Genomic DNA, 18,481 nt, shown 5'->3' on the forward strand with positions numbered 1-18,481 from the left:
ATTCCATTTTTGCTTTAATTAGAAATTTAATACTTAAACTCACCAAACTCACTTTTTATTGTAAGTTGTTTTTTTGAAGCCTCTTCTACTCTTCCAATTATTCTAGCATTTACATTAAACGATTTTGAGATATCAATTAAATCTTGCGCCACATCTTGCGATACATATAGTTCCATTCTATGCCCACAATTAAATACTTGGTACATCTCTTTCCAATCGGTTTTAGATTGCTCTTGTATTAATTTAAACAGTGGCGGAATTGGAAACATATTATCTTTTATGATATGTAAATCATCTACAAAATGAAGGATTTTTGTTTGTGCACCACCTGAGCAATGCACCATACCATGAATTTTATCACTCTTATATTTTGATAAGATTGCTTTAATAATAGGCGCATAAGTACGTGTTGGTGATAACACTAATTTACCGGCATCGATAGGAGCATTTTCAACGGAATCCGTTAATTTTATAGTACCAGAATACACCAATGCTTCAGGAACGGCAGCATCAAAACTTTCTGGGTACTTTTCAGCCAAATACTTATGGAATACATCGTGTCTTGCTGAAGTTAAACCGTTACTTCCCATACCACCATTATATTCGGTTTCGTAAGAAGCTTGTCCAAAAGATTCCAATCCAACAATAACGTCACCCGCTTTAATATTAGCATTATCAATTACATCACTGCGTTTCATCCTAGCCGTAACGGTTGAGTCTACAATAATGGTACGTACCAAATCACCAACATCAGCAGTTTCGCCACCTGTAGAATGAATGGTAACCCCGAATGATTTTAAATCTTCAATAAGCGCTTCGGTGCCATTAATAATTGCAGAAATGACTTCGCCAGGAATAAGATTTTTATTTCTGCCAATGGTTGAAGATAACATAATATTATCGGTTGCACCTACGCACAATAAGTCATCTACATTCATTATTAATGCATCTTGTGCAATGCCTTTCCAAACCGAAACATCGCCAGTTTCCTTCCAATACATATATGCTAGAGAGGATTTTGTTCCAGCACCATCAGCATGCATTATTAAGCAATAGGCATCATCATTCGTTAAATAATCTGGAACTATTTTACAAAATGCCTTTGGAAATAATCCTTTATCTATATTCTTAATAGCATTATGCACATCTTCTTTTGAAGCTGAAACACCACGTTGTGAATACCGTTTTGAAACTTCTTGACTCATAATTGTGTATTGAGATGCAAAGTAAAGGAATATTTTAAAGATTAAGACGCTTCAATTTAAATATGAAACGAGTTTTATTAACGAGTTTTTAACTGAATGAAATTTTTGATTTCTACCAGTTATATAACTTGATTTTGTCAGAAAAAAATGATAATTTCGTTTAACGGCGGCTATAAGCCCCTTGTGCTGAGCTTGTCGAAGTATTAGACAACGGCGCATATCCGTCAAACCATTGGCAGTAATTACAAAAAAGCGAATATCCGATTAATAAATGGCTGAAAATAAGAAATCCACATTAAGTTTTTTAAAAGAATCTATACCAATAACCTATATTATTTTAGTTTGTTTTGGTTACTTTAATAAAAGCTTGTATTTCGATAAATTCGGAGTGGATATTCTATATTACTTAACCGTACAAGAACTAGCATTTTCTTTTATACCTGTAGGCTCTGCAATTGTTGTAGCGTTGCTTTTCATGATTATAATATTAGCTCCTATGGTTGTATTCGGTAGTGATGAATACATTGATTCGGAAATGGAAAAGGACAGGTTTAATCCCTACCAGGGAATTAATAAAATCAAACACGCAACATTTAAAAAAATCTCAAAACACACTTACTGGATAATTTCAATAGCCACAAGTCTATACTTGAATTTAATTCCTATACTTCTTGTTGCATACTTTGCAATATTTAGAAAAATCGGAGAGTCATTACCAAACTCAGAACTAATAGTATTATTAATGATTTTTTGGGGTATAATATTTTTTTTAAAGTTTAAATTTCATCAAAACTCTAAAAATAAAAAGAACCCCAGAATTATACTATTTGTATATTTTATCTTAATGATTGTGGTATTTATAGTTTATTCAGAAATAAATATAAAACGTGCAGAGAGAATTAGAAATGGAGATGCCGACTATTCTATTCATTTAATAAATGATAAAAAAGAGATAAAAACCACTAAAGAATTGATTTTCTTTGGTCAAACCAATGACTTTATTTTCTTGAGGAATACCAACACTAATGAAAATAGAATTTTGAAAAAAAGTGACTTTAAAGAACTGATAATTAAGAAATTGAAAAAATAACTATTGCCAACAATACCTATAGCAAATAGGACGGTAAGTGCCTAATTCATTTGCTTAGGCGTGTTTGTTATGTCCGCCAAATCTTTTGGATTTGGCATTTAAAATGAAAATGATAAAAACAAAACAAAAAGCTTTGGCTACGAGCGCAGACAGAAAGGAAGGTATTTATCCCTTGCCCTACTTGCCATAGCTGAAACGTTAAACGAAACTCACAAAATAAACCTTCCTTTTTAATATAAACCATAATTAAGCAAACACGCCCGCGTTAGGGATTGAACGGCATGTTTGAGCTCCTCGCAGAGAGCGAGTAGTGAAAGCCCGACCCGACAGGGGAACGCCCAAATAAAAAGGTTTAAGGTGATTTAAGAATCTTAAAATAACTGAGGTAATTACCTAAGTACGGTAATTAAACCAAATATATTGTATAATAAAAAAGCATTTGAAACAGTAATTCCAAATGCTTTTTGATGTAGTTAGAGTAAGCAACACAGCCAATGCTAAATACTGCATATTTTTGACGTATGTTGCCTATCGAACCATAACCATTACGCCTTTTTCCTCCAAGGTTTATAGTTTTTGTATGCTGGTCCTTTTAATTTTTGTCTTTCGGTACCGCTTGTATTTATGGTTATCGCCTTCTTTTCAGAAGTGTCTTTCCATGGTTTGTAATTTTTGTATGCTGGCCCTTTCAACGATTTTTTCTCGGTAGACACGTATAAGGTAGTTGGTACGGTTTCATGTTTCCAAGGCTTATAATTTTTGTATGCTGGTCCTTTAAAATCGCTTCTTTTTTGAGCAAAAGCACCAAAAGAAATAAATAATACTCCTAATATTAATGCTACTTTTTTCATGATTTTTATTTTATGGTTCATGACAAAATTAAGCACCAAAGTAGGGTTTAGGAGGTATGAGAATCTACCCAATTTGCATCCGTATTTATACGGATATGAAGACTGAAAAAAGATTTATATTAAATTAAGTTTTGCCGCTTTTTTAATAAGCTCTGCAGTGTTTTTTACTTCTAGTTTTTTTAGAATGTTAGCTCTATGCGTTTCTATAGTTCGTGTACTAACAAATAGTTTAGCTGCTATCTCTTTTGTTGTTAATCCTTCCGAAATCAACCCTAGCACTTCTGTTTCCTTATTGGATAAAATATTTTCGCTTACACTTTGAGCAGACATAAAATTTATCATCTTTTCAGAAATTTCGGCACTAAAGTATTTCTTTCCTTTGTTTACCATTCTTATTGCTAAGGTTAACTCGTCTTCATCAGTGTTTTTCAACAAGTACCCATAAGCACCACTTTTAGCACATTTTGCTATATAATTACCATCAGTATGCATAGATATCACTATGGGTTTTATTTTAGAGTTTAAAGCTTTCAGTTGCTTTAAAACCTCAAAACCGTCCATCCTCGGCATAGTAATATCCAGAAGAACAATATCGGCCTCCAATTTACTTTGTATGGCATCAATAAACGCTTTCCCATCGGCAACACTCTTTACTATTTTTATGTCATCGTGCTTTCTTAGCAACTCTGCTAATCCGTTTCGAAAAAGCTCATGGTCGTCTGCTATTATTAGTTTAATATCATTCATAATTTACAGGCAGTTCTATTTCAAAAGTCGTATTTCCAGTCTCAGAATTAATTACGATTTTACCATTGCAAATCTCTACGCGCTCTTTAACATTAACAATTCCAGACCCCAATTTTACATTATTTATATCGAAACCAATGCCGTCATCAAAATAAAAAAGCGATATAAAATCATCAAATTCTGACAATGTAATTCTAATATTTTTCGCTTTGGAGTGCTTTAGGGAATTATTGATTAACTCTTGACTAATTCTAAATAAATTTATAGCTTGATGGTTGGTGATTTTTGAATTATTACTTTTGGTTAAATCTTCGTATTCTATGGTAATAGCTATTGATTTCTTTAAGCTTTCCACAAAATTTGTTAACGCAACGCCTACACCAAAGTCGTCTATAGACGAAGGCATTAACGCGTTAGACATTAACCTTATTTCAGAAATGGTATCATCAACTATTTTTTTCATTTCTATTTTTTGCGCTTTGTCCTCAACCCTATTTTCAATGTAATGCTTTAAAGATGTTAAATAAGGCCCTACACCATCATGAAGTTCTCTTGAAAGGCTCCTTCTCTCATTTTCCAAACCGTCCACCAACATGCGCTTAGCGATTATCCTATTGTTTTTCTCATTATTCTGAAATTCTATAAGTTTATCTCGCATCACCAATAAGCTCTTACCCAAAACATCATGAGTGCTTTTAGGCGTATATTGCGCGTTAAAATTCATTTTACCAATATCTTCAGAGAATTTCACAGCACCTTGCAACGATTCCTTGAGGCTAGCTAGAGCTGCAAACATCTCTTTTATCTCCTTAGAATTTTTTACAAATTCATTGCTTTGGTTATAATTACCCCCAGCCATAATTTTTAAACTCTCTTTCATATTTTTTATGGGGTTTGTAATAATTCTTGTAAGAAAGAGCGATAGCACAACTGCTACCAGAAGTATAACAATGGTTAAACCAATAAGTCTGGATTTTAAATTTTTCAAGGGTACAGTAACTTCACTTACATCTATTTCAGAAAGGATAACCAATTTAAGATTAGAAATTTCAATAAGACTATATACACTGTACACATCTACACCTCTATAATCTTTAAATGTACCTCTGCCATTTTTTCCGGATAACGCATTAATTACACCTTCAGTTTTTACTACTATAGAATAGGGTGTTTTTTCTGGAAAAAACCGCGATTGGGAGCGCATTCTAAAATCTTCCCCTACAAGATAGGACTCCCCACTTTCCCCCATGCCCGTACGTTCCAGAAGTATTTGTTTTATTTTATCATAATCTAGAACCTTAATCTTGATTCCGTTTTCTGAATTCGAAATAAAACCTACCGACGTCTTTTTGTTGATATGATAAGGCGTAAAATCATGAACTCCAGAAATACTCTTGAGACTATCTGAAATAAAATAAGCGGAGCTATCAAGGTCTTGATATTGTTCATCAGAAGTTAAAAACCCATTCCATTCTAACCTTACTAGATTTTCAATCTGATTTTGCTTGAGTGTTTTAATTGAATTTAATTGCAGTAAAATTCGATCGTTTAAAACCTTCGAAAATTGATTGTAAAAAGAAAAAGACAAAACACATACAACTAAAACAATTAGACTATTAATTATAATAATTATAAGTGTTTTAATATTCATAAAAATGTCTTTAAAATTAAGGCAGAATTCTATGAGTCAAAATAAGAAATAAATCATCCTCGTTAAAACCTTAACGCACGAACAACAATTCCCTGTATTTTGTAAGCGGCCATAACTCGTCATCCACCAGTAGTTCAAGTTTATCACAATGATAACGAATTTCGGTTAAAAATGGCTTAACCTTATAGCAGTAAGCTTCAGCTTTTTTAGTTATATCGTCCAATTTATTAGCATTTTTGCGCTCATCAATCATTTTGGTCACATTGCTATTTATACCGTCAATATAACCCGATATATCCTTTATAAGGTTAAGTTGCTCTTTGGCTAGATCTTTATATTCGTTTTCAAAAATTTCCTTTAAGCCTTTAACGTTATCTATAAGTATATTTTGATATTTAACAGCGGTTGGCACAATATGGTTACGCGCTATATCTCCTAGTACTCGGCTCTCTATTTGTATATGGTTTATGTAAGCTTCCATACCAACTTCGTACCGTGCTTCAGATTCTATCTTGCTCATTACGTTCATTTCCTCAAATAGGCCAATAGTACTTTTGTGCAACTTTACCTTTAGGGCTTCTGGAGTGGTTTTATTATTGCTCAAACCCCTCTTTTTAGCCTCTTTTTCCCAAGCTTCTCCATAACCATTACCTTCAAATAAAATATCCTTTGAAGCTTTTATATATTCTCGCAATACATTAAAAATAGCCTCATCTTTTTTAAAGTTTTTATCGTCTACAAGTACATCTACTTCTTTTTTGAATTCCTTTAATTGCTTTGCAACAATGGTATTTAAAACTGTCATCGGGTTACCGCAGTTTTCCATAGAACCTACAGCCCTAAATTCGAATTTATTTCCTGTAAATGCAAAAGGCGATGTTCTATTTCTATCTGTATTATCTAAGAGCACATCAGGTATTTTCCCAACTACATTTAATTTTAAATCAGTTTTTTCCTCGGGCGATAATTTACCTTTTGTAACACCTTCCAACTCTTCCAAAACCTTAGTAAGTTGTTCACCAATAAATATTGACATAATTGCCGGAGGCGCTTCGTTTGCCCCCAATCTGTGGTCGTTGCTAGCAGAAGCTATTGAAGCTCTTAACAATTCCTCGTTTTCATAAACCGCTTTTATGGTATTTATAAAAAAGGATAAAAACTGTAGGTTGCTCATTGGCGTCTTCCCCGGCTTTAACAAGTTAACACCTGTATCAGTTGAAAGCGACCAATTATTATGCTTCCCAGAACCATTAATATTAGCAAATGGTTTTTCATGTAACAACACTTTAAAATTATGACGAGAAGCCACACGCCCCATAACATCCATAAGCAATGAATTATGATCTACAGCTAAGTTAGCTTCCTCGTAAATAGGCGCAATTTCAAACTGATTTGGAGCTACTTCGTTATGACGTGTTTTGGCGGGAATACCCAAAAGCATACACTGGTTTTCCAAATCGCGCATAAAATTTAACGCTCGATTGGGAATTGAGCCAAAATAATGGTCGTCTAACTGTTGCCCTTTGGCAGACGAATGCCCCAACAAGGTTCTACCCGTTAAGGTTATATCTGGCCTGCTTACTACCAGATTCTTATCTACCAAAAAATATTCTTGCTCCCACCCCATGGATGAGGTGACTTTCTTTACATTTTTATCAAAATATTTACAAACGTCCGTAGCGGCATCATCTACCGCATGTAGTGCTCTTAATAGAGGTGTTTTATAATCTAGGGCTTCTCCAGTATACGCCACAAAAATAGTAGGTATGCAAAGCGTTGTTTCGTAAATAAATGCAGGAGAAGTAGGATCCCAGGCTGTGTAACCTCTAGCTTCAAATGTATTACGGATACCTCCGCTAGGGAAACTTGAAGCGTCGGGTTCTTGTTGAACTAATTGACTTCCTCCAAATTTTTCAATAGCATTACCGTTTTCTAAAGTTTCAAAAAAAGCATCATGTTTTTCTGCCGTAGCCCCTGTTAAGGGTTGAAACCAATGCGTATAATGCGTAACACCTTTAGATAAAGCCCAATCCTTCATTGAAGATGCTACCTGGTCTGCCACCGTTCTACTAATTTTCTTTCCGTCCTCAATGGCGCTCATCACTCCTTTAAAAGCATCGCGCGTTAAGTATTGGCGCATGGCATTCTCATTAAACACATTTGTACCAAATAATTCTGAGCGCTTACCCTTTTCAACAAAGGTATTTGGTTTATAACTTATTGATTCTTTGAGTGCGTGAAATCGTAAAATCGACATGGTAACGTTTGTTTAGCTGTTAACGAAAAATGAATTACAAAAATAGTGGATAGTTATAAAAAAATGATAGAAACATGAGTTTTTTATGATTATCAATATTTCAATATATACATAAAAAACTATACTTTTTTTAAAATAAACCTTAAAAAAATGGGGTATAAATAAAAATAACAATAGCATTTATGAAAAGCACCCCTAATAATTTATAGTATCTCAATAAAAATTTATATTTGTTGAAATTAATAAAAATTACACATCAATAAATCAATAATTATGGCTAAAATTAAATTAGAGTACATTTGGTTAGATGGCTACAAGCCAACTCAGAATATGAGAAGTAAAACCAAAGTAGAAGAGCACGAAAACTTTCAAGGAACTTTAGAAGAATTAGGAAACTGGTCTTTTGATGGATCGTCTACAAGACAAGCATCTGGTGGAGCTTCTGATTGTATCCTAAAGCCTGTAGCTATATACCCAGATCCAGAGCGTAAAAACGGATACTTAGTAATGAGTGAAGTTTTAAATGCAGATGGAACACCACACGAATCTAATGGTAGAGCTACAATTGATGATGATGATAATGATTTCTGGTTTGGTTTTGAGCAAGAGTACTTTATAATGGATGCCCATACTCAATTACCATTAGGATTTCCTATTGGTGGTTACCCAGCTCCTCAAGGATTATATTACTGTTCTGTAGGTGGTAGAAACACTCACGGTAGAGATTTAGTTGAAGAGCATGCTGATTTATGTATAGAAGCTGGATTAAACTTTGAAGGTATTAACCAAGAGGTTGCTTGTGGACAGTGGGAATTTCAATTATTTGCAAAAGGCGCTAAAAAAGCTGGAGATGAAATTTGGATTGCGAGATATTTACTAGACCGTTTAACTGAAAAATACGGATACTATATTGAATATCATCCAAAACCATTAGGAAAAGAAATGGATTGGAATGGTTCAGGTATGCACGCAAACTTCTCTAATACAACGTTGAGAACTTGTGGAGATAAAGCAACTTACGAAGCGATTTGTGAAGCTTTCCGTCCAGTAGTAGATGAACATATTGCTGTTTATGGTGAGTTTAATGATCAACGTTTAACAGGTCTGCACGAAACTGCTGCGATTACTGATTTCTCTTATGGAGTTTCAGACCGTGGGGCTTCAATCCGTATTCCAATTATCACAGTTGAGAAAGGCTGGAAAGGTTGGTTAGAAGATAGAAGACCAGCATCTAACGCAGACCCATACAAAGTTGCGGGTAGAATTGTAAAAACTGTTAAAACTGCTAAGATCTAATATTTAATAAATTAGTTAAATCTAAAAAACGCTTCATCCGATTTTAAAGGATTGAAGCGTTTTTTGTTGCTTTATACTGAAACGTTATTTTAATCGTTATTTTTGCCACAAACTATATAGAATTTGAAAACACATATTTCCCCATACCTTGTTTTTTTACTAACGCTGTTTAGTTCTTTATATTGCTATGCGCAACAAAGCATAGAAATAAAATATTCTGGTTTTTTAACGTTTGATGAAGAAAAATACCCCGGTGCTAAAATTTTGACACGAGACGATTCTGAACAGGTACATATTTTTCACGGAGGCACCGATATGTGGTGCGATAAGGCCTATTATTATGGTAACGACAATTTTATTGAAGCCTTTGGAAATGTAAAAATGATTCAAGGAGACACTATTAACATGACCTCTAAATATGTAGAATACAATGGCGAAAACAAATTGGCATTTGCAAGTGGGGATGTGGTTTTAACCGATCCCAGTTCTACTATAACTACAGATACCCTGTATTTTGACAGGGAACGCCAGCAGGCATTTTACAGAAGCCATGGTACCGTAGTAAAAGATTCCTCTGGTACCATAACCAGTAAAATTGGTCGGTATTACATGGAACAGAAAAAGTATCAATTTGTTGAAGATGTAGTACTAACAAATCCAGATGCTGAAATTGTTACCAATTACTTCGATTTTTATTCCGATACCGGATACGCCTACTTGTTTGGCCCCTCAACCATTACTACCGAAGAAAGCGTTACCTACTGCGAAAAAGGCTACTACGATACAAAAGCTAAAGTGGGTTTTGCAATGAAAAACGCTAAAATTGATTATGACGGTAAAGAAATTGTAGGTGACAGTCTTTATTTTGATCAAAATCGAAACTTTTCTTCGGCCACAAATAACATTAAAATCACGGATACCCTAAACAATAGCGTAGTTAAAGGACACTACGCTGAAGTATTTAAAGCCAAAGATTCTATATTCATCACAAAGCGCGCTTATGCTATTACGGTTCAAGAACAAGATTCCTTATACATACATGGAGACACCTTAATGGTTACCGGAAAACCAGAGAAACGTATTACAAGAGTTTTTAGAAAAGTGAAACTTTATAAGTCAGACTTGAGTGGAAAGGCAGATTCTATTCACGTAAATCACGAAACAGGACTAACACAACTTATCAATATAAATGCTCCGGGTGCAAATGCTGCATTCTCTACTGCTAGAAAACCTATTTTATGGAATTTGGGAAACCAAATGACGGGAGATACAATTCATTTACAATCAGATACCGAAAAGGATAAGCTAGATTCACTAATAGTGTTCAACCACGCATTTTTGATTAGTAAGGATACGCTTGGTAATGGCTATAATCAAATTAACGGTAAAAAGCTCGTTGGACTATTTAATGAAAAAAATGAATTATATCATGTTGACATCATTAAAAATGCCCAATCTATTTACTATTTCAGAGACGAAAACGGAGAATTAACAGGAATTGATAAATCGAAATCTGGTTTAATAAATATTCTGATTACTGATAATGCTATCGAGGAAGTTAGAAAAATAAACCAAATAGATGGCGATATTTATCCTGAATCCCAATTCCCAAAAAATGAAAAAATACTAAAAGGTTTTGACTGGCGTGAAGATGAACGCCCTAATAGTGTTGAAGATTTATTTAAAGATGACCCACCTTTAATTTTACCAGTTATAAAAGGTCTTGACGATTACATTCCACAAGAAGAATTTTTTGATGAGGAAAACTTAAAGGAACCCAATAAAAAACCAAAACAAAACACAATAACTAAACCATTAAGTGCAAAAGGCGTAAAAAGGGAAAACTAGCAACAATGAAACAAAAGTTTTTTAAATACCAAGCACAAACTACACCACATCCATTGGCCATGGAAGTTTCCCATGCTAATGGCTGTTACATTTACGATACTAATCAAAATCAATATCTAGATTTTGTTGCTGGAGTATCAGCTTGCCCTTTAGGGCATAATCACCCGAAAATTAATGAGGCGATTCAAACTCAATTAAATAAATACCTCCACGTAATGGTTTATGGTGAATACATCCAAAAACCAGCAGTTGAACTCACCCAACTATTAGCAGAACACTTACCGAAGCCTTTAGAAAAAACATATTTAACCAATTCAGGTACCGAAGCAATTGAGGGCGCACTTAAATTAGCAAGACGAGCCACTGGAAGAAGTGAAATAATTGCTGCAAAAAACGGATATCACGGTAATACAATGGGCGCTTTGAGTGTTATGGGGTATGAAGAGCGTAAGCAAGCATTTAGACCATTACTCCCTGATGTTAGATTTATTGAATTTAATAATGAAAGTCATCTAGACCATATTACCACAAAAACAGCCTGCATTATTCTTGAAACCATTCAAGGTGGTGCAGGATTTATAGAACCAAAAAACAACTATCTAGAGAGCGTTAGAAAAAAATGTGACGATACAGGAACATTGTTAATATTAGATGAAATACAACCGGGAGTTGGAAGAACAGGAAGACTTTTTGGTTTTGAACATTATAATTGCACTCCAGATATTTTAGTTACCGGTAAAGGTCTTGGTGGCGGATTGCCAATTGGCGCATTCACAGCCTCTCAGGAGCTTATGGATTTGCTTATGGACAACCCAAAACTAGGACATATTACAACGTTTGGCGGGCATCCACTTATTGCAGCATCGGCACTTGCCACACTTAAGGAAATAACCGAAAGCAATTTGATATCTGACACACTGAGAAAAGAAAAACTATTCAGAAAACTACTTAAGCATCAACTTATAAAGGAGATTCGCGGTAAAGGACTGATGTTAGCCATAATGGTTCCTTCAGCAGAAATAGCAAATGCCTTGGTTTTGGAAAGTCAACACAAAGGCCTGATTCTTTTCTGGCTATTATTTGAACCTAAAGCGGTTAGAATCACGCCTCCGCTAACAATTTCGGATGAAGAAATCACTAAAGGATGCCATATTATTTGTTCTGTTTTAGACAAAATAGCTGCAAGCCATACCAATTAACGCTCTGATTTTTAATGAGTAGTCATAATTATCATCAAATAAAACCATTTTCTGTTCATTACTTTGTTAAAAACATTTTTGCAATGGTTCAGAACAGCGGCATGAGAACGTTATTTTTATCTCAGTAGAATAGTACACAGAAACGTGTTTATGGAGTTTAGCCAAAGCGACAACAACAATTTACCTCTTACTAAGTTTGAATCGATGTTAAAAACAAACCATGTTTTGTTTTTTGATTCTGAAGAATTTGAAAACATCATTCACCACTACCTCAACCAAGGCAAAATAGCTTTAGCAAAAAAGGCGATTAAGCTTGGTTTAGAACAACATCCTACCTCAATCAATTTAAGGTTATTTAAAGTTGAAGTGTTTGTATTTGAGAATAACTTAGATGAAGCTGATAAACTCTTAAATAGGCTCTATCAATTAGAACCCCATAATGAAGAAATCTTCATTCAAAAAGCCAATATTCTATCGAAACAAGATAACCATAAGAAAGCTATTGAAGTTCTTAAACATGCCCTAGACCTTTCCGAAGATGTAGTCGACATTTACTCATTAATAGGAATGGAATATTTGTTCTTGGATGATTTTGAAGAAGCAAAAACATGTTTCATGAAGTGCTTAGAACAGGATCTTGATGATTATTCCGCATTATATAATGTGATTTACTGTTTTGAGTTTTTAGAACAACATAATGAAGCCATAGAGTATCTAAATATGTTTTTGGATAAAAACCCATACTGTGAAGTAGCATGGCACCAATTAGGTAAGCAATACGTTACCTTGAAAAAATATAAAAAAGCATTGGCGGCTTTTGACTTTGCTATAATTTCAGACGATTCTTTTGTTGGCGCCTATCTAGAACGCGGTAAGGTTTTAGAAAAACAAGGCGAATATCTAGAAGCCATTGAAAGCTATAGTATTACTTTAAAGCTAGACGACCCTACTTCTTTTGCTCTATTGAGAATTGGTAGTTGTTACGAGAAGCTAAAAAAACACGACTTAGCTTTACAATATTATTATAAAACCGTTCATGAAGACCCGTTATTAGACAAAGGTTGGATTGCGATTACTAGGTTCTACAAAAAACGTAAAAACCTTCAAAAAGCCTTATATTACATAAATAAAGCAATAAATATTGACTCGGAAAATGTGAACTACTGGAAGTTGTACGCGCAGATAAACCATCGTTTAAAATTTTTCGAGGAGGCAGAACGAGGCTACAAAAAAACATTAGAACTAGGTAATTTTGAAATCGATACTTGGATTGCGCGAGGCGATCTATTACTGAAATTGGGCGAGCCAGAAGCTGCAATATTAAACTTTGAACAAGCACTAGAGTTTTATCCGGAAAATGCCGAAATACAATACCGTTTAGGCGGATTGTTCTTTTCAATATTAGAAATAGATAAAGGCGTATTTCACCTAAGAAATGGTTTAAAAAACAATAATGAATTTAGTTTTATTATAGATGAACTTTTCCCTGAACTTCTTAACAATCCACAGGTAAAAACCCTGTTTAATTCAAACTCATAAATTACTTCAAATTACATACCTTTGATTTTTTTAAAATCAAAGTATGCAACGACGTCTAGTAGATTATCTTATAATTTCCTTAAAGGGTGTGGCTATGGGGGCTGCCGATGCTGTTCCTGGAGTTTCTGGTGGTACTATTGCCTTTATTTCTGGTATTTATGAAGAATTAATTTCTACAATAAGCAATATAAACCTATCCCTTTTCAAAACACTATTTCAAAAAGGAATTAAACAGTTTTGGAAAGCACTTAATGGTAATTTTATTGTTGCTTTATTAGGCGGAATTGTGGTTAGCTTTGTGTCGTTTATGAGGTTAGCAAAATATCTATTAGAGTATCACCCTGTGCTCATCTGGTCTTTTTTCTTCGGACTTATTATTGCGAGTATTTATTTCGTTGGTAAGCAAATTACTAAATGGAATGTTGGAACAGTTATCTCATTTATTATAGGAACATTAGTAGCTTTCTATATTTCTACGCTACCTTCAATGGAGAATAATGATAACCCTTACTTTTTATTTATTGCAGGAGCTATAGCCATTTGTGCCATGATTTTACCCGGAATATCAGGTTCTTTCATATTAATTATTTTAGGAGCTTATAAAACATTGAGTAACGCTATTCATGACATCAATATCAAAGAAATCGCGCTATTTAGTTTTGGTGCCGTATTTGGTTTATTAAGTTTTAGCCATGTTCTAAAATGGCTTTTTAAACATTACCATAATACCACTTTAGCCTTATTAACAGGTTTTATCCTTGGGTCTTTAAATAAAGTATGGCCGTGGAAAGAAACACTATCATGGTATACCAACTCCAAAGGGATTAAATTACCCCTACTACAAAAAAGTGTTTCCCCCATAAGTTTTAATGGCGACAACCAACTTGTTTTTGCAATTGTTTTAATGATTTTAGGGTTTTTAACTATTTTTATTCTCGAAAAATTGGGCAGTAAAAAGCAATAATGGAAAACACAAGAACTCTTAATGATAAACTTTTTCTTGTACTGAAAGGACTCGGTATGGGTGCCGCCAACAAAGTACCAGGAGTATCTGGAGGTGTAGTAGCTTTTGTTGCTGGGTTTTACGAGGAGTTTATATATTCACTAAAAAAAGTAAATGGTAAGGCTTTCAAACTGCTTATTAATGGTAGGTTTAAAAGCTTTTTTAATTACATAAACGGTCGCTTTTTAAGCTTACTATTTCTGGGGATGATTGTAAGCTATTTTAGCGTTTCAAAAATTTTAGATTACCTCATTTTACATTATGAATTGTACGTGTGGAGCGTGTTTTTTGGAATGATAATCGGATCTATATACTACATTAACAAAGACTTTAACGATTGGAACAACAGAACCATTTTGTCGTTATGCTTAGGTATTGCAATTGGTTTGGGTATAAGTTTTTTAAATCCTGCCAAGGAGAATGATAATTTATTATTCGTGTTCTTCTGCGGTATTATTAGTGTTTCTGGTATGACGCTTCCGGGTTTTTCTGGTTCGTTCATACTTATTCTTCTAGGTAATTACGTACTTTTATTAGTAGATTCCGTAAACGCACTTTACGATTCTATGTCTGATATATTAAGTGGAAATATAGACTTTATACATAACGAAAGTCGTATAAGAATGTTAAAGGTACTGGCTGTATTTACATTAGGTTCTGTTACTGGTCTTGTTACATTTTCGCATATGCTTAGTTATATACTTAAACATTATAAAAGTATAACCACAGCCTCTATAATAGGATTTATTATTGGATCCTTAGGTGTGGTTTGGCCTTGGAAAAAAACTATATATAAACATTTAGACAACGGCACTTTTATGCTGGATTCCAGAGGTGAAAAAATAGTAGAAAATTACAAACGGTATATTCCAGAATTAACAGCTGAAACCTACTATGCCATTGGCTTTGTATTATTAGGTTTGGCTATAGTAGTTGGTTTAGAAATTTACGGACAAAAACAGAAAAAACATGCTTAAACTAGGACTTCTAGGTAAAAATATTTCCTATTCATTTTCAAGAACTTATTTTAAAACCAAGTTTGAAAAGGAAAATATTTCTGGTATTAGTTATGAGAATTTTGATATTGAAGACATTTCCCGTTTCCCAGAAATCGTCAAAAATACTGAAGGTTTAAAAGGACTTAATGTAACAATACCTTATAAAGAAGAAGTTATACCATATTTGGACAAGCTAAACAAAAAAGCAAAGGCTATTGGTGCTGTAAATACTATAAAAATTACAAAAAAAGGGAAACTAATAGGTTATAATACAGATTGCTATGGTTTTATTAATTCATTAAAACCCCTTTTAAAAAAACATCACAAAAAAGCATTAATTTTGGGTACAGGAGGGGCAAGTAAAGCCGTAATTTACACCCTAAGAAAAAAAGGCATAACCTGTCATTACGTTTCTAGAACAGCTTCAAAAAACGTAACATACACTTATTCAGATTTAAACGAAGCAATTATTTCCGAATATCAAATTATCGTAAACTGCACGCCACTGGGAACGTTTCCAAATATTGAAGATTGCCCTAGCATCCCTTATGAAGGTATTACTAGCAGGCATATTCTTTTCGATTTAATTTATAATCCAGAGGAAACTACCTTCTTAAAACTTGGGAAACAAAAGGGCGCCACTACAATTAACGGGCATAACATGTTAAAGTTACAAGCAGAGAAAGCTTGGGCCATATGGAATCTTCTTCAATAAGTGTTTTCAATATTAAAAACACCTTTCCTGCTTTGTAAATATTACAGTAGTTAGTATCTTTAAACAAAACTAAAGGAACCCTAAACATTTATTAAAATGTCTGAGCCAGATAACCTGCAAGATGCAGATGGAAAAAATAAAAGCATAGAAGTGCCCGAAACAAACGTTGAGGACACCAAAAACACTGTGCCCATAAACGATACTGAAACTGAAGAGGATAAAAGCAACGAAGAAGATATTTCTAATAACTCTGAAGATGACGGCGTGAATGAAATAGAAGAATCTAATGCGGAGGACGCGGAAGATGAAGGCAATAAAGAGCGACATACTATAGCATTTAAAGAGTATGATAAAATGTCTTTAGAAGCGCTTGCTATTGAATTAGAAAAACTTTTAGGAAGTGAAAAAGTCCAAGCAATTAGAGCTCATGTTGATGCTATTAGAACTGAATTTAAATCTAAATTCAATGCCTTAGTTGATGAAAAAAAGGCAGACTTTATAAATGATGGTGGTAATGAGATAGATTTTTATTATTCAAGTCCTGTACAAAAACGTTTTAAATCAGCATATAAAGACTATCGCAATAAGCTGAATCAGCATTACAAAAATATTGAGCAAAATCTAAAACAAAATCTTCAAGACAAACTTGAAATTATTGAAGAGCTAAAAGGATTAATTAATGTTGAAGAAAATATAAACACCACGTACAAACATTTTAAGGAATTACAGGACCGTTGGAGAAATACAGGACCAATTCCAAGAGATAAATACAATAATGCATGGAATAGCTATCACCATCATGTTGAAATGTTCTATGATTTTTTACATTTAAATAGAGACTTACGCGATTTAGATTTTAAACATAATTTAGAAAAAAAGCTTAAAATTATTGAACGCGCCGAAGAACTTGCAAAAGATGATGATGCTATGCATGCCTTCAGGGAGCTGCAAGAACTACACAAAATGTGGAAAGAAGAGTTAGGCCCTGTAGGTAAAGAGCACCGAGAAGTTATTTGGGAACGATTTAAAGCTGCTACAAAGGCTATAAACGAAAAAAAGCAACTCTATTTTAAAGAGATCGATAAAGTTTATGAAAAAAATCTAGAGAAAAAGCAGGATATAATTTCTAAGATAGAAGCCATTGCGGAAGAATCTACAAATTCCCACGGCGGATGGCAAAAAAAAATAAAGGAAATTGAAACCTTACGAGAAGCTTTTTTTAATGCTGGTAAAGTACCTATAAAAGTAAACGAAGCCACTTGGGCAAAATTCAAGGATGCCGTTAGAAACTTCAACAGAAAAAAGAATGCCTTTTATAAAGAATTAAAAAAGGAACAATACCAAAATCTGCAGAAAAAAAGAGAACTAGTTAAAATTGCGGAAGACAATAAAGACAGTGAGGATTTTGAGGCTACAACACCTTTGATGAAAAAAATTCAAAGTGACTGGAAAAAAATTGGTCATGTACCTAGAAAGGATAGTGATAAAATTTGGAAACAATTTAAAACAGCATGTAATGCTTATTTTGACAAGTTGCATTCTAAGCGAAATGAAGCCAACAAAGAGTTTATAGAGGCATACAACAAGAAGCAGGAACTATTAAGCACACTTAAAGAATTAAAACTTACAAAAGATAAAGACAAAGATTTAGAGACAATAAAAGCACACGTAAATACTTGGAAAAACATTGGAAGAGTGCCAAATGACAAACGTTTTATTGAAGGTAAATTTAACAAAGCCATAGACGAATTATTTTCTAAATTAAACGTTGATAAAAATGAAGCTGAAATGATCAAGTTTGAAACCAAACTTGAAACATTAAATAGTAATGATGATGACCATAGAAGCTTAGACAACGAACGTTCTTTTATACGTAAGAAGATTGACGAAGTAAAAGGTCAAATAAACCAATTGGAAAATAATCTGCAGTTTTTTACAAATGTTGATGATGATAATCCATTGGTAAAAGAAGTGAATTCTAATATTGAAAAGCACAAAAAAGAGCTTAAACTTTGGAAAACAAAACTTAGTAAAATCAAAGAATTATATTAAAAAAAATCAGTTTTTGAATAAAAAAGAGGT

At 33.6% G+C, this 18,481-nt stretch carries 14 protein-coding genes; 9 read left to right on the plus strand and 5 right to left on the minus strand.

The window, feature by feature from the left end; genetic code table 11:
• Positions 1-26 precede the first annotated feature (26 nt).
• Complete coding sequence (locus BMY39_RS08800; protein ID WP_092578679.1) at positions 27-1,205, minus strand: AIR synthase related protein; 1,179 nt, start codon at positions 1,203-1,205, stop codon at positions 27-29.
• A 271-nt stretch (positions 1,206-1,476) separates the two neighbouring features.
• Here BMY39_RS08800 and BMY39_RS08805 point away from each other — a divergent pair, with 271 nt between their 5' ends.
• On the plus strand, positions 1,477-2,295 hold the full coding sequence (locus tag BMY39_RS08805) for a hypothetical protein (protein ID WP_092578681.1): 819 nt from the start codon (positions 1,477-1,479) through the stop codon (positions 2,293-2,295).
• Between the two features lie 545 nt (positions 2,296-2,840).
• On the opposite strand, the gene BMY39_RS08810 is transcribed toward BMY39_RS08805, so the two are convergent.
• From BMY39_RS08810 to BMY39_RS08825, 4 genes are all read right to left on the minus strand, one after another.
• The gene (locus tag BMY39_RS08810; protein WP_092578683.1) at positions 2,841-3,146 is read right to left on the minus strand and encodes a hypothetical protein; all 306 of its coding nucleotides are present in this window, start codon (positions 3,144-3,146) and stop codon (positions 2,841-2,843) included.
• Between the two features lie 114 nt (positions 3,147-3,260).
• Entirely contained in the window at positions 3,261-3,893 is a 633-nt protein-coding gene (locus BMY39_RS08815) for a response regulator (protein ID WP_092578685.1), read from the minus strand.
• The gene (locus BMY39_RS08820; protein ID WP_092578687.1) at positions 3,886-5,544 is read right to left on the minus strand and encodes a sensor histidine kinase; all 1,659 of its coding nucleotides are present in this window, start codon (positions 5,542-5,544) and stop codon (positions 3,886-3,888) included. The genes BMY39_RS08815 and BMY39_RS08820 overlap by 8 nt, the downstream gene beginning before the upstream one ends.
• Positions 5,545-5,614: 70 nt before the next feature.
• A complete protein-coding gene (locus BMY39_RS08825) occupies positions 5,615-7,801 on the minus strand; it encodes a glutamine synthetase III family protein (protein WP_092578689.1) in 2,187 nt (728 codons plus the stop codon).
• 273 nt (positions 7,802-8,074) lie between these two features.
• Between BMY39_RS08825 and BMY39_RS08830 the strand changes: the two genes are divergently transcribed.
• The 8 genes from BMY39_RS08830 to BMY39_RS08865 all read left to right on the plus strand — a co-directional run bounded on the left by BMY39_RS08830 (position 8,075) and on the right by BMY39_RS08865 (position 18,451).
• Entirely contained in the window at positions 8,075-9,097 is a 1,023-nt protein-coding gene (locus BMY39_RS08830; protein ID WP_092578691.1) for a glutamine synthetase beta-grasp domain-containing protein, read from the plus strand.
• A 123-nt stretch (positions 9,098-9,220) separates the two neighbouring features.
• Positions 9,221-10,945 (plus strand): OstA-like protein, encoded by a 1,725-nt coding sequence (locus tag BMY39_RS08835; RefSeq protein ID WP_245738226.1) that lies wholly within the window; start codon positions 9,221-9,223, stop codon positions 10,943-10,945.
• A gap of 5 nt (positions 10,946-10,950) precedes the next feature.
• The gene (locus BMY39_RS08840; RefSeq protein ID WP_092578693.1) at positions 10,951-12,144 is read left to right on the plus strand and encodes an aspartate aminotransferase family protein; all 1,194 of its coding nucleotides are present in this window, start codon (positions 10,951-10,953) and stop codon (positions 12,142-12,144) included.
• A 150-nt stretch (positions 12,145-12,294) separates the two neighbouring features.
• Positions 12,295-13,683 (plus strand): tetratricopeptide repeat protein, encoded by a 1,389-nt coding sequence (locus BMY39_RS08845; protein WP_092578695.1) that lies wholly within the window; start codon positions 12,295-12,297, stop codon positions 13,681-13,683.
• Between the two features lie 43 nt (positions 13,684-13,726).
• Positions 13,727-14,647 (plus strand): polyprenyl-phosphate transporter, encoded by a 921-nt coding sequence (locus BMY39_RS08850; protein ID WP_092578697.1) that lies wholly within the window; start codon positions 13,727-13,729, stop codon positions 14,645-14,647.
• Positions 14,647-15,663 carry a DUF368 domain-containing protein gene (locus BMY39_RS08855; protein WP_092578699.1) on the plus strand — a complete coding sequence of 339 codons (1,017 nt, stop codon included), beginning with the start codon at positions 14,647-14,649 and terminating at the stop codon, positions 15,661-15,663. The genes BMY39_RS08850 and BMY39_RS08855 overlap by 1 nt, the downstream gene beginning before the upstream one ends.
• Positions 15,656-16,399 carry a shikimate dehydrogenase family protein gene (locus BMY39_RS08860; RefSeq protein ID WP_092578701.1) on the plus strand — a complete coding sequence of 248 codons (744 nt, stop codon included), beginning with the start codon at positions 15,656-15,658 and terminating at the stop codon, positions 16,397-16,399. Before BMY39_RS08855 ends, BMY39_RS08860 begins: the two co-directional genes overlap by 8 nt.
• A gap of 96 nt (positions 16,400-16,495) precedes the next feature.
• Positions 16,496-18,451: a DUF349 domain-containing protein gene (locus BMY39_RS08865; protein WP_092578703.1), complete on the plus strand. Its 1,956-nt coding sequence runs from the start codon at positions 16,496-16,498 to the stop codon at positions 18,449-18,451.
• The last annotated feature ends 30 nt before the right edge of the window (positions 18,452-18,481 follow it).

This window comes from Hyunsoonleella jejuensis, from assembly GCF_900111025.1.
Classification (GTDB): Bacteria; Bacteroidota; Bacteroidia; order Flavobacteriales; family Flavobacteriaceae; genus Jejuia; species Jejuia jejuensis.

Bases quoted from the DNA above. Each gene is read 5' to 3' on its own strand.
- BMY39_RS08825 (WP_092578689.1), bottom strand. From the start codon at position 7,801: ATGTCGATTTTACGATTTCACGCACTCAAAGAATCAATAAGTTATAAA.
- BMY39_RS08810 (WP_092578683.1), bottom strand. From the start codon at position 3,146: ATGAAAAAAGTAGCATTAATATTAGGAGTATTATTTATTTCTTTTGGT.
- BMY39_RS08840 (WP_092578693.1), top strand. From the start codon at position 10,951: ATGAAACAAAAGTTTTTTAAATACCAAGCACAAACTACACCACATCCA.
- BMY39_RS08865 (WP_092578703.1), top strand. From the start codon at position 16,496: ATGTCTGAGCCAGATAACCTGCAAGATGCAGATGGAAAAAATAAAAGC.
- BMY39_RS08820 (WP_092578687.1), bottom strand. From the start codon at position 5,544: ATGAATATTAAAACACTTATAATTATTATAATTAATAGTCTAATTGTT.
- BMY39_RS08805 (WP_092578681.1), top strand. From the start codon at position 1,477: ATGGCTGAAAATAAGAAATCCACATTAAGTTTTTTAAAAGAATCTATA.
- BMY39_RS08860 (WP_092578701.1), top strand. From the start codon at position 15,656: ATGCTTAAACTAGGACTTCTAGGTAAAAATATTTCCTATTCATTTTCA.
- BMY39_RS08850 (WP_092578697.1), top strand. From the start codon at position 13,727: ATGCAACGACGTCTAGTAGATTATCTTATAATTTCCTTAAAGGGTGTG.
- BMY39_RS08845 (WP_092578695.1), top strand. From the start codon at position 12,295: ATGGAGTTTAGCCAAAGCGACAACAACAATTTACCTCTTACTAAGTTT.
- BMY39_RS08830 (WP_092578691.1), top strand. From the start codon at position 8,075: ATGGCTAAAATTAAATTAGAGTACATTTGGTTAGATGGCTACAAGCCA.
- BMY39_RS08815 (WP_092578685.1), bottom strand. From the start codon at position 3,893: ATGAATGATATTAAACTAATAATAGCAGACGACCATGAGCTTTTTCGA.
- BMY39_RS08800 (WP_092578679.1), bottom strand. From the start codon at position 1,205: ATGAGTCAAGAAGTTTCAAAACGGTATTCACAACGTGGTGTTTCAGCT.
- BMY39_RS08855 (WP_092578699.1), top strand. From the start codon at position 14,647: ATGGAAAACACAAGAACTCTTAATGATAAACTTTTTCTTGTACTGAAA.